Here is an 11,010-nt window from a genome sequence, read left to right as displayed (position 1 = left end):
TTGCCGCCCACGGTCAACGTGCGGCGGCTGTTCAGACTGTCGTGGCCAATGGCGGTCATTGCGCCTCTCCCTTTATTCATGTTCTTGACAAGTTGCCGCATGATCTAGCCGATATGGCCCAGCGCGCAAAGCCTGACCGCAGCCGAAATCGTGTCAAAAACCGGACCGGTTGCGCCGGTAAAAAGCTTCACCGATAAGGGGCCATGGCTTCTCCTGAAATCGACGCGCTTACCAATGCGCTTGCCCGTCTGCCCGGCTTGGGGCCGCGATCGGCGCGGCGGGCTGTGCTGCACCTGATCAAGCGGCGCGAGGTGGCGCTGTTTCCGCTGGTTGAAGCGCTGCAGGCGGTGGCGGCGAACCTCGTGGTGTGCGGGCGTTGCGGCAATATCGAAACCAGCGACCCGTGCGCCATCTGCCGCGATCCGCGCCGTGATCTCACGTTATTGTGTGTGGTCGCCGATGTGGCGGATCTGTGGGCGCTCGATGGGCGTCACCTGTTTCCGGGCCGCTATCACGTGCTGGGCGGGCGCTTGTCGGCGCTGGACGGGGTGGGTCCGGACGATCTGGCGATCCCGGCGCTGGTGGCCCGTGCCGGTGACGGCATAGTGCAGGAAGTGGTGCTGGCGCTGTCGGCGACGATGGAGGGGCAGGCGACCATGCATTATGTCGCCGAGGCGCTGGCATCGACCGGCGTAAAGGTCAGCCAGTTGGCGCAAGGCCTGCCGATGGGCGGCGAGCTTGATTGGCTGGACGAAGGCACGCTGGCCCTCGCCCTCAACGCCCGCCGCCCGGTGGGTTAGGCAAAACGAGCCTCGGGCGAGCAGGGGTGACCCCTGCTCGCCCGAGGCAACTGCTTTTACAGCTTCACCAGCATCTTGCCGGTGTTCTTGCCTTCGAACAGGCCAATGAACGCTGCCGGGGCCTGTTCGATGCCTTCGAGCACGGTTTCCTGCCATTTCAGCTTGCCGGACCGGATCCAGCCGCCGACTTCGGCAATGAAATCACCGCGCAGGCCGGCGAATTCCATGACGATGAAGCCGCGAATGGTCAGCGATTTGCCGACAATCTGGATCATGTTGCGCGGGCCGGGCGCGGGATCGGTGTCGTTATAGGCAGAAATCATGCCGCATTCGATCAGCCGCGCGAACGGGCGGGCAACTTCGATGGCGACTTCCAGATGCTCACCGCCGACATTGTCGAAATAAATGTCGATGCCCTTGGGTGCGGCGGCCTGCACGGCGGCCAGCAGATCGCCGCAGGTGCGATAATTGATGGCATGATCGACGCCAACGCTTTTGAGCCATTCGCATTTTTCATCGCTGCCGGCGGTCGCCACCACGGTGCAGCCCTTGAGCTTGGCAACTTGCACCACGATGCTGCCCACGGCGCCGGCTGCGCCGGACACGAACACCACGTCGCCGGGCTTGGGCTTGCCGATTTGCATCAGGCCGGCCCACGCCGTGAGGCCCGGCATGCCGAGCACGCCAAGGAAGCTTTCCATCGGCACCCGCGCCGGCACGTCGAGTTTTTCCAGCGCGGCGGCCGGAGCCACGAAGGCTTCGCGCCAGCCGAACATCGACGAGACGATATCGCCTTTTTTCAGCCCTTCAGCGTTGCTGTGCGCCACCACGCCGATGGCGCCGCCCTGCAGCACTTCGCCGATGGCGAACGGCGGCACATAGCTGGCGCGGTCGACCATGCGGCCACGCATGTAGGGATCGACGCTCATGAACTTGTTGTGCACCAGCACTTCGCCCGGGCCGGGCTCTGCGAGTTCGCAGGCGGCAATCTGGAAATTTTCGGCGACGGGCATGCCGACGGGGCGGCTGGCGAGGCGGATTTCGCGCGAAGTGGTCATGGTGAAGGCTCCTTTACGGGTGAACATAGGCGCAATGCCCACCCCCGGCCCCTCCCGCAAGCGGGAGGGGAGCAGGCATGGCCTCAGATCTCGACTTGCGAGCCTAACTCAACCACGCGGTTGGTCGGCAGCTTGAAGAAGTCCATCGCACTTTCGGCGTTGCGCATCATCCAGCTGAACAGATGTTCGCGCCAGATTGCCATGCCGGGCTTGTCGCTGGCCAGCAGCGTCTGGCGGGACAGGAAGAAGCTGGTTTCCATCATTTTCAGCCGTGGCCCGCAGTTTTCCACCGTTTTCAGCACCGCCGGAATATCGATTTCCTGCATGAAGCCGTAGCGGATGAGGAGGCGATAAAAGCCGCCGCCCAGATCGCGCACGCCGATACGATCTTCGTCGGACACGTAGGGCACTTCATCAATCACCACGGTGAGGATCATGATGCGTTCGTGCAGGACCTTGTTGTGCTTGAGGTTGTGGAGCAGCGCCTGCGGCACGCCCACGGGCGATGTGGTCATGAACACCGCGGTGCCGGCCACGCGGGTGGCAGCGGCGGCGGCGGATTTGATGAACACATCCATCGGCATCGACGAATCGCGCAGACGTTCCTGCATCAGCGCCCGGCCGCGTGACCATGTCGTGAGCCCGGTGAAGCCGATGAGGCCGATCACCAGCGGGAACCAGCCGCCATCGGGCACCTTGGTCAGGTTGGAGGCGAAATAGGCAAAATCGACGACGGCAAATGTTGCCAGCAGCGGCCCCGCCCACCACATCGGCCAGCGCCAGATGGTGAGCACCAGCACGGCCAGCAGCAGTGTATCGATGAACATCGTGCCGGTGACGGCTATGCCGTAGGCGGCGGCGAGGTTGGACGACGACTGGAAGCCCAGCACCAGCGCCATCACCAGCACCAGCAGCGCCCAGTTGACCGCCGGGATGTAAATCTGGCCGAATGCCGACGCCGAGGTGTGGACGATCTTCATGCGCGGCAGGAAACCCAGCTGGATTGCCTGTTGCGTGACTGAAAAGGCGCCGGAAATGACCGCCTGGCTGGCGATGATGGTGGCCAGCGTGGCGAGCACCACCAGCGGTAGCCGCGCCCAATCGGGGGCCATCAGGAAAAACGGATTGGCCACGGCTTCGGGGGTGACCATCAGCAGCGCGCCCTGGCCGAGATAGTTGATCATCAGCGCGGGCAGCACCAACGCATACCACGCCAGCCGTATCGGATTGCGGCCGAAATGCCCCATGTCGGCATAAAGCGCTTCGGCGCCCGTCACGGCGAGCACGACGCTGCCCAGCGCGAGGAACGCGGCCAGCGGCGCATCAGCGATGAAGGCGGCGGCGTAATAGGGGTTGAGCGCCGCGAGGATGCCGGGATAATCGAGGATATTGACGACGCCCATGACGGTGAGTGTGGCGAAATACACCAGCACGATCGGGCCGAAGATCGCGCCAACCCTGGCGGTGCCGCGGCTCTGGAAAAAGAACAGCGCCACCAGGATGGTGATGGCGATGGGCAGCACCATCGCCTCCATGCGCGCTTCGACCACGGTGATGCCCTCCACCGCCGACAGCACCGACATTGCCGGGGTGATGATCGCATCGCCAAAGAACAGCGCGGTGGCGAGCACGCCAAGCAGGATCAACTGCGCCGAACGGGTGTCGCCGGGGGAAAGCCGCGAAATCAGCGCCAGCAGTGCCAATGAACCACCTTCGCCGCGATTGTCGGCGCGCATGATGACGGTGACATATTTCAGCGTCACCACCAGCATCATCGTCCAGAAAATCAGCGAAATGACGCCGAAGATGGTGACGCTGTTGAGAGCGAGCGGATGGTGGCCCGCAAAGGTTTCCTTGAAAGCATAGAGCGGGCTGGTGCCGATATCACCGAACACCACGCCCACAGCGCCGACAGCCAGCCTGAGCAGCGACTGCGGATGGTCGTGGGATTGGGCGGCAGATGGCGACGTCGCGGCGTGGTCAGACATGGAAGTGCCCACTCAAATGAAGATGGCGCGCTAGCATACGCCTGATGGTGCTGCAATGCGGCAGGCCCGGGATGTAGCGCTGGGCGCCAACACCGTGGCCGCAGGTCTGGCACACTCGCCGCGCTCCTACTAAGATGATCGTAAAAGGGAGTACGCCCTCTTGCGCATCGCGTTCCTGCTGTACGACAATCTGACCCAGCTTGATCTCACCGGCCCGGCGCAGGTGCTCAGCCGGATGCCGGGCGCGCGCGTGGATTATGTTGCGGCCGCGCTGGCCCCGGTAATGAGCGATTGCGGGCTGGCGCTGGTGCCGACGGCGACGCTGGCCGGGTCCGGGCAATATGATCTGATCTGTGTGCCGGGCGGATATGGTTGTTCGGCGGTGATGAACGATCCGGAAACGCTGGATTGGCTGCGCGGTCAGGCGCCGGGGTGTGCGTGGATTACCAGCGTGTGCAGTGGATCGCTGATCCTGGCTGCTGCCGGCCTGCTGGATGGTCGCCGCGCTGGGTGCCACTGGGCGTGGGGTGATTATCTGCCGCTGTTTGGCGCCGAATTCGCAGCGGAACGCACCGTGTTCGACGGCAAGTTCATCACCGCCGGCGGCGTAACCAGCGGCATCGATTTCGCGTTTCGTGTGGTGGAACATCTGCACGGGCCCGATGTGGCGGCGACGCTGCGGCTGGCGCTGGAATATGATCCCGAACGCCGCCCCGGCGGCACCCCGGCCACGGCGCGGGCTGACATCGTTGCAAATGTGCGCACTTTGACGGCGCAGCGTCTGGGTCACCGCGATGCTGAAATGCGGGCCGCTGCCGCCCGCTTGATGGGAGAGAAATCATGAAACCGATGGTCGTGCTGGCTGCCCTGATTGCGGCTACCCCCGCGCTGGCCACACCCACGCCGGTGACCGTCCGGGTGATCAGCCAGGGCGCGAAATTCATCGGTACCGGCATGGGCGGGGTGGATGTGGTGCTGGCCGATGCCGCCACCGGCGCTCCGTTGGCAAAGGGCCGCATCGAAGGCGGCACGGGTGATACCGCGAAGATCATGAACGGCGGCCCGCGCGGCACGGCGATGGCCGATGCGAACACCGCCGCGTTCACCGCCACGATCGACATCAGCGAACCCAAGGAAGTCCGGGTGCTGGTGACGGGGCCGGTGGAGCCAGCCGGCGTTGCCGTTTCCAAGCTGGAAACCCGCTGGCTGATCCCCGGCCAGCCGGTGGTGGGCGATGGCTGGGTGGTGGAACTGCCAGGCCTGGCGTTGACGGCGCACAGGGAAGGTGGGCGCGAAGGCGGCCAGGTGGTGGCCGATGTGGCGATGCTGTGCGGCTGCCCGATTGCACCGGGCACGCTGTGGGATGAAAAGCGATTCGAGTTGAAGGCGTGGGTGGGCGGCGCTGCCGTGCCGCTGAAGTGGGCGGGGCAAACCGGCCGTTTCGCCGGCGCCGTGCCGGCAGGCGCAACCTGGGTAACGGCGGTGGACACGCTGTCTGGGGCAACCAGCGCCGCAAAGATCAGCGCAAGCGCAGCGCCCTGATCGCGGGCGCAGTGCCGGCCAGCGAAATGGCGGCATCCACGAAATGCAGCGCCTGCACCATGCCGGCGTTATCGGCCTGCGCCCACGCCGCAAACGACGCGGCCGACGCGAGGCCATAGAAGATCGCCAGCCCGGCGAGCGGCCGATCGCGCGCGGCCCGCCAGCGCATCCACACCACCACGGCAGCAGGCACGAGCACAAACAAAACCATGGACTCGGCGATCTCAACCGCGCGCAGCGGTTGCGGCGCCGGCAGGTCGGCGGGCCAGTCGCGCATCTTCCAGCCCAGCCAGGCATTCAGGCTGGCTAAAGCGACTTCGGCCAGGATCCACAGCCGCAGCAGTGCATCGGGTGCGGAAAGGCCGGCAGGGCTGGGCGCGTTCGGCATGGTGATGCCATAGCAAGGCCAGCCGTGCAGCGCGAGGCTTGCAGACAACGCCAGCGGCGCCCACCTTGAGGGTACTTGCCTTTGAAAAGGAGCCGACCCATGGCCAACCCACTTGCCAGTTTTGCCGTTCGTGCCGTGGCCGCCGCCGCCAGCCGCCAGATTGCCTCACGCGTGTCGGGCTCGCATCTGGGCGCCATCGGCAATGTTGCCGCCGTCGCGCTGCCGTTCGTGTTGCGCCGGGTATCGCCGCTGGGAATGGTGGCGATGGCGGTGGGTGCGTGGGGTGTGGGCCGTTTGGCGAAATCCGCTCCGGCTTCGGCTGAGCTGGCCGATCAGCAGCCGGACGCTGCACGCCGCCCGCCGCTGCCGCCACCCGGCGCCTTCTGATTGAACTCCCCCTCCGCTCCGGCTATCCCCTGCAGGGTAAAGGGGAAGATTTTCATGGCTCGTTTCGTTTCGCTGATAGCGCTCGCTGCGGCGCTGGCCGCGCCCACCATGGCCCAAACCGCCGACAAGTCAGTGGAAAAGTCTGCCGAAGCAGCTGTCCCCACCCCCAACCGCGTCGTCGCCAAGCGCGCCGGCACATTTGGCGGCGTGAAGATGAATTACACCGCCATCGCTGGCGAAACCTTCCTGAAAGACAAGGACGGCAAGCCCACCGCCGCCATTTTTTCCACCACCTATCTCAAAGAAAACCCGGAAGCCAATCGCCCGGTGTTCTTCCTGTTCAACGGCGGCCCCGGCTCGGGCAGCTTGTGGCTGCACATGGGGGCGTTCGGGCCAAAACGGGTCAATATTCCCGATGCCAAGGATGATGGCGCGCCGCCGTACGACATCACGGACAATCCGGAATCGCTGCTCGACGCGGCCGATCTGGTGTTTATCGATCCGGTCGGCACCGGCTGGTCCCACGCGCTGGGCAAGACTGATCCCAAGGACTTCTGGGGCGTCAACAGCGATGCCAAATCGGTCGCCGAGTTCATCCGGCTGTGGCTCAACGAGCATAACCGCTGGAACGCACCCAAGTTTCTGGGCGGGGAAAGCTATGGCACCACCCGCTCCGCCGCTGTCGCGCATGAGCTGAACCGGGGCTATAATGATGTCGCGCTGAACGGCGTCATCCTGATCTCTGCCATTCTCGATTTCGGGCTGGAGGCGGAGGATGAAGGCAACGAGATGCAATATATGGGCTTGTTGCCCAGCTATGCCGCCGCCGCCTGGTATCACGAGAAAATCAGCCCAAAGCCAGCCAGCGTCGAGGAGTGGGTGGCCGAAGCCCGCGCCTTTGCCAGCGGGGCGTACATCACCGCGCTGATCAAGGGGAACAGCCTGCCTGCCGAAGAACGGCTGGCGATCCGCAAGCAATTGGCGCGCTTCACCGGCTTGTCGGAAACCTATCTGGAGCAGGCCAATCTGCGGGTGACACCGGGGCGGTTCTACAAGGAATTGCTGCGTGATCGCGGCCTCACGATTGGCCGCCTCGATGCGCGCTACACCGGCAAGGATTATGACAGCGCCGGCGAGGGGCCGGACAATGATCCCAGCTTCTACGGCATCGATGCGTCGTACCCGGCGGCGTTGAATGCCTATCTGCGCGGCGATCTTGGGTACAAGACCGATCGCAGCTATGTGTCGATCGGCGGCGTTGGCGCGTGGGATTGGCGGCTGGGCAATGGCCGCGATAGCTATGTGAACGTCGCCCCCGGCCTGGCCCGCACCCTGCGCGAAAACAGCCGCACCAAAGTGTGGGTGGGGCAGGGCTGGTATGATTTTGCCACCCCCTTCCACTTCGCCGAATATTCGATGAACCGCCCCGGCTGGCCGCAGGGCCGCACCGAATTCCATTACTACGACGCCGGCCACATGATGTATGTGCGCGCCGCCGACCGGGTGAAATTGTCGTCTGACTTGAGGGACTTCATCCGCCGTCAGAAGTGAGGCCAAGCGGGCCATGCACAGTGCACAGCACAGTGCATGGACTCCGCCGCACCTTTTCTTGGCTTCCTTCCCCACCCCAGCGGACTCGGCGGCTCTGCCGCCAGCCGCGCCCACGAGGCCAACCAACACAGGCAAAATATGCCTCCGGCGGGCAGGGGTGACCCCTGCACCCGTTTGATTTTGGGCGGTCCCTCACCATCAAGCCGCCGTCATGCGGGCGCAGGCCAGCATCCACCGCGCCGCGTGGGCCATCATCGTTGCAGGGTGCGCGGGCTCATCAATGGATGCTGGCCTGCGCCAGCATGACGGGTGAAGTGGTTCGCCCCTTTCCTGCGTCACCCCGGACTTGATCCGGGGCCAAGCTTTCTGCACGATCAAGACTGCTGTCGCGTGATGCAGGCTTGCAGTCGCCTGATGTAAGGGCGGAAGTTAAGTATAATGTCCCCGGAATTTCCTGCAACGGGGTCGCGGTGTCCCGTGAAATCTGGATAGCAGCACCCGAGGCCCGACCTGATGACAGCTGATATTCTTCTCGTTTTGATCCTGGTTCCAGTGTTCGTCATTGTACTACAGAAATATATTGAATTTCGAGCGATCTACGCGCCCCCAAGCGAGAAATACCTCCTAAATTTCGAAAAAACTTCCGGTGCAATATCTACGACAATCGTTAAGGCTATCCCGACGATTCGAATTGCCATGCTTGGTGCCGAGATTTTGCTCCTGTATGTTTTTGGCTTTTTTGACGAGCCGACCCTTAAATGGTCAGCTATCGGTGGAGTGGATATTTGAATACCTGCGACGTCTGCACTGGTGAACTGGCGTCTCGTCTATGACGTGTAAGCAACATGCCGCGCTGGAGGCTGCTGCCTTGGAGAACCGAATTACGGTGACAGTGCCCTTATTGATTTTCCACTGCTGGAGTGACAGTGTCCGGCCATGGCTTGGTTGGCGCGATATGTGGTGCCCGGTGTGGCACATCATGTCACGCAGCGGGGCAATGGCCGGGAATTTCGGTAATAGTGCACCAAATTGCACGGTGTTCGCTCTGCATCAGCGCAAGCTGGACCCCGGATCAAGTCCCGGGTGACGTGTGGAGGATGAGGGGTGCTCCTGAACAAATGGGTGCAGGGACGAGTCCCTGCCCGCCGGAGGCCGCTAGACGACGTGCTGGGCCTTGCGCGGGGAGAAGGCGAGGCGGGGCAATGGTGCCACGTCGGCGTTGGTTGGCAATGTTCTTGGGTGTATCGGGCATCGTGGTTCCCTTGGGCGTTTCCTCCGCTTGCGTTGGGGGAGCTTAGCAAATAGTCGCGGGCGCACAACGCAGGGGAACGAAAATGGCTGATTCGATCAACAAGGTGGTGCTGGCCTATTCGGGCGGGCTCGACACGAGCGTGATTCTGAAATGGCTGCAAACCGAATATGGCTGCGAGGTCGTCACCTTTACCGCCGATCTGGGGCAGGGCGAGGAACTGGAGCCGGCGCGGGCCAAGGCGCTGCTGCTGGGGATCAAGCCGGAAAACATCTTCATCGACGATCTGCGCGAGGAATTCGTGCGGGATTATGTGTTCCCGATGATGCGCGCCAACGCGTTGTATGAAGGGCTGTATCTGCTCGGCACGTCGATTGCGCGGCCGCTGATTGCCAAGCGACAGATCGAGATTGCCAAGATGGTCGGCGCCGATGCCGTTTCCCACGGCGCCACTGGCAAGGGCAATGATCAGGTGCGGTTCGAGCTGGGCTATTACGCGCTGGCTCCCGATATCCGCATCATCGCGCCGTGGCGGGAATGGTCCCTGACCAGCCGCGAGGCGCTGATTGCGTTTGCGGAAGCTCACCAGATTCCGGTGGCCAAGGACAAGCGCGGCGAAAGCCCGTTTTCGACCGATGCCAATTTGCTGCACACCTCCAGCGAAGGCAAGGTGCTGGAAGATCCGTGGGAAGAGGTGCCGGACCATGTTTACAGCCGCACCGATCGCCCGGAAGACGCGCCCGACACGCCGGAGGTTATCACCGTCGATTTTGAACGCGGCGATGCGGTGGCCGTGAATGGCGAGGGGCTGTCGCCTGCCACGCTGCTGGCCCGGCTGAACGATCTGGGCAAGCGCCACGGCATCGGCCGGCTTGATCTGCTGGAAAACCGGTTTGTCGGCATGAAATCGCGCGGGCTTTATGAAACGCCGGGCGGCACCATCCTGCACATCGCGCACCGCGGCATCGAGCAGATCACGCTCGACCGCGGTGCCGCGCATCTGAAGGACGAGCTGATGCCGAAATATGCAGAGCTGCTGTATAACGGCTTCTGGTTCAGCCCCGAGCGCGAGATGTTGCAGGCCGCGATCGATCACAGCCAGGCCAAGGTGACCGGCACGGTTCGCCTCAAGCTATACAAGGGCAGCGCGGGCGTGGTGGGGCGCAAGTCGCCTTACAGCTTGTATTCGGCGGGCATTGTTACCTTTGAAGATGACAAGGGCGCCTATGACCAGCGCGACGCGGCGGGCTTCATCAAGCTGAACGCGCTGCGGCTGCGGCTGTTTGGGCGCCGAGATGGGCTTTGAATAGCCAAATTGTTAACGAATCATTAGCAAATGTTGATAGACAATTAATTTATCGTATGGCACGTAAGCTGTAGGCGGCGCCACGGGGGTGTCCGCGCCTAGTTGTGGAGTGTGCCATGCGCCTCAATGTTCTTCTCGTGTCTGCAGCGCTTGCCTTTGCGGCGTCGCCTGGTGCTGCCCAAGTGCTGTTCTCGCAGAACTTCAACTCGCTGCCGCAGGGGATTCCGGCGCTCGGCGTGCCGGGTTTCACGACCACTGGGACGGTGGATGTGGTGACCAGCGGCAATTTCAGCATCGACTGCGTCGGTAACGCTGGCAAATGCCTTGATATCGACGGCACGCCGGGCCCTGGGTCCTTGACCACCAACACGATAAACTATCTTGCCGGTCGGCAGCTCACCCTGAGCTTCGATGTCAGCGGCAACCAGCGCGACGCGACCACGGACCGTTTCATCTGGACGACCAATTTCGGGCAGACGACCGATATCACCGGATTTGCCTGCCTGACCGGCTTTGATCCCGGCCAATGCAACCCCGGCGATTACACCGGCTTGTCGACGCTTGGTGCCTACAGTGAAAATATTGCCGGAACCCGCAATTGGCTTAGCCCGTAAAATTCAGCTGATTGGCGGCCGAGGGGCAGGAATTAGATTTTGGGCAGCTGGCGGTCGCGCTGCTTCATTGCCGGGGATGATCCGGATCTAGAGGCGATTGAGGTTTGCGGGTTGACGGGCGGGGTTT

11 protein-coding genes are annotated in these 11,010 nt (G+C 63.1%); 8 read left to right on the top strand and 3 right to left on the bottom strand.

The annotated features are described in order from the left end of the window. The first annotated feature begins 203 nt into the window (after window positions 1–203). A complete protein-coding gene (recR, locus tag ACESL8_RS00915; protein ID WP_372914954.1) occupies window positions 204–800 on the top strand; it encodes a recombination mediator RecR in 597 nt (198 codons plus the stop codon). A 56-nt stretch (window positions 801–856) separates the two neighbouring features. Here recR and ACESL8_RS00910 read toward each other — a convergent pair whose 3' ends face one another. Both ACESL8_RS00910 and ACESL8_RS00905 read right to left on the bottom strand, forming a co-directional pair. Further along, window positions 857–1,858 carry an NADP-dependent oxidoreductase gene (locus tag ACESL8_RS00910; RefSeq protein WP_372914952.1) on the bottom strand — a complete coding sequence of 334 codons (1,002 nt, stop codon included), beginning with the start codon at window positions 1,856–1,858 and terminating at the stop codon, window positions 857–859. 83 nt (window positions 1,859–1,941) lie between these two features. Continuing rightward, the gene (locus ACESL8_RS00905; RefSeq protein WP_372914950.1) at window positions 1,942–3,846 is read right to left on the bottom strand and encodes a potassium transporter Kup; all 1,905 of its coding nucleotides are present in this window, start codon (window positions 3,844–3,846) and stop codon (window positions 1,942–1,944) included. Between the two features lie 160 nt (window positions 3,847–4,006). Between ACESL8_RS00905 and ACESL8_RS00900 the strand changes: the two genes are divergently transcribed. Together ACESL8_RS00900 and ACESL8_RS00895 are read left to right on the top strand one after the other, a co-directional pair. Further along, window positions 4,007–4,690 carry a DJ-1/PfpI family protein gene (locus tag ACESL8_RS00900; RefSeq protein WP_372914948.1) on the top strand — a complete coding sequence of 228 codons (684 nt, stop codon included), beginning with the start codon at window positions 4,007–4,009 and terminating at the stop codon, window positions 4,688–4,690. Further along, on the top strand, window positions 4,687–5,388 hold the full coding sequence (locus tag ACESL8_RS00895; protein ID WP_372914946.1) for a hypothetical protein: 702 nt from the start codon (window positions 4,687–4,689) through the stop codon (window positions 5,386–5,388). Before ACESL8_RS00900 ends, ACESL8_RS00895 begins: the two co-directional genes overlap by 4 nt. Here the strand turns inward: ACESL8_RS00895 and ACESL8_RS00890 are convergent. After that, a complete protein-coding gene (locus tag ACESL8_RS00890) occupies window positions 5,366–5,776 on the bottom strand; it encodes a hypothetical protein (protein WP_372914944.1) in 411 nt (136 codons plus the stop codon). The genes ACESL8_RS00895 and ACESL8_RS00890 overlap by 23 nt on opposite strands. A 99-nt stretch (window positions 5,777–5,875) precedes the next feature. Between ACESL8_RS00890 and ACESL8_RS00885 the strand changes: the two genes are divergently transcribed. The 5 genes from ACESL8_RS00885 to ACESL8_RS00865 all read left to right on the top strand — a co-directional run bounded on the left by ACESL8_RS00885 (window position 5,876) and on the right by ACESL8_RS00865 (window position 10,883). Further along, window positions 5,876–6,163: a hypothetical protein gene (locus ACESL8_RS00885; RefSeq protein ID WP_372914942.1), complete on the top strand. Its 288-nt coding sequence runs from the start codon at window positions 5,876–5,878 to the stop codon at window positions 6,161–6,163. A gap of 54 nt (window positions 6,164–6,217) precedes the next feature. Beyond that, window positions 6,218–7,714: a S10 family peptidase gene (locus tag ACESL8_RS00880; protein ID WP_372914940.1), complete on the top strand. Its 1,497-nt coding sequence runs from the start codon at window positions 6,218–6,220 to the stop codon at window positions 7,712–7,714. A gap of 513 nt (window positions 7,715–8,227) precedes the next feature. Continuing rightward, complete coding sequence (locus ACESL8_RS00875; protein WP_372914938.1) at window positions 8,228–8,503, top strand: hypothetical protein; 276 nt, start codon at window positions 8,228–8,230, stop codon at window positions 8,501–8,503. Window positions 8,504–9,048: 545 nt separating this feature from the next. Further along, window positions 9,049–10,269, top strand: a complete 1,221-nt coding sequence (locus ACESL8_RS00870) for an argininosuccinate synthase (RefSeq protein ID WP_372914936.1) — start codon at window positions 9,049–9,051, stop codon at window positions 10,267–10,269. 116 nt (window positions 10,270–10,385) lie between these two features. Then, the gene (locus tag ACESL8_RS00865) at window positions 10,386–10,883 is read left to right on the top strand and encodes a hypothetical protein (protein WP_372914935.1); all 498 of its coding nucleotides are present in this window, start codon (window positions 10,386–10,388) and stop codon (window positions 10,881–10,883) included. The last annotated feature ends 127 nt before the right edge of the window (window positions 10,884–11,010 follow it).

This window comes from Sandarakinorhabdus sp., from assembly GCF_041689835.1.
Taxonomy (GTDB): domain Bacteria; phylum Pseudomonadota; class Alphaproteobacteria; order Sphingomonadales; family Sphingomonadaceae; genus Sandarakinorhabdus.
The sequence above is the reverse complement of the archived record's forward strand: the minus strand, read 5'-3'. Positions and strand labels throughout refer to the sequence as shown.

Excerpts from the sequence above, each read along its gene's own strand:
- recR (WP_372914954.1), top strand. The coding sequence starts at position 204 with ATGGCTTCTCCTGAAATCGACGCGCTTACCAATGCGCTTGCCCGTCTG.
- ACESL8_RS00910 (WP_372914952.1), bottom strand. The coding sequence starts at position 1,858 with ATGACCACTTCGCGCGAAATCCGCCTCGCCAGCCGCCCCGTCGGCATG.
- ACESL8_RS00905 (WP_372914950.1), bottom strand. The coding sequence starts at position 3,846 with ATGTCTGACCACGCCGCGACGTCGCCATCTGCCGCCCAATCCCACGAC.
- ACESL8_RS00895 (WP_372914946.1), top strand. The coding sequence starts at position 4,687 with ATGAAACCGATGGTCGTGCTGGCTGCCCTGATTGCGGCTACCCCCGCG.
- ACESL8_RS00890 (WP_372914944.1), bottom strand. The coding sequence starts at position 5,776 with ATGCCGAACGCGCCCAGCCCTGCCGGCCTTTCCGCACCCGATGCACTG.
- ACESL8_RS00885 (WP_372914942.1), top strand. The coding sequence starts at position 5,876 with ATGGCCAACCCACTTGCCAGTTTTGCCGTTCGTGCCGTGGCCGCCGCC.
- ACESL8_RS00880 (WP_372914940.1), top strand. The coding sequence starts at position 6,218 with ATGGCTCGTTTCGTTTCGCTGATAGCGCTCGCTGCGGCGCTGGCCGCG.
- ACESL8_RS00875 (WP_372914938.1), top strand. The coding sequence starts at position 8,228 with ATGACAGCTGATATTCTTCTCGTTTTGATCCTGGTTCCAGTGTTCGTC.
- ACESL8_RS00870 (WP_372914936.1), top strand. The coding sequence starts at position 9,049 with ATGGCTGATTCGATCAACAAGGTGGTGCTGGCCTATTCGGGCGGGCTC.
- ACESL8_RS00865 (WP_372914935.1), top strand. The coding sequence starts at position 10,386 with ATGCGCCTCAATGTTCTTCTCGTGTCTGCAGCGCTTGCCTTTGCGGCG.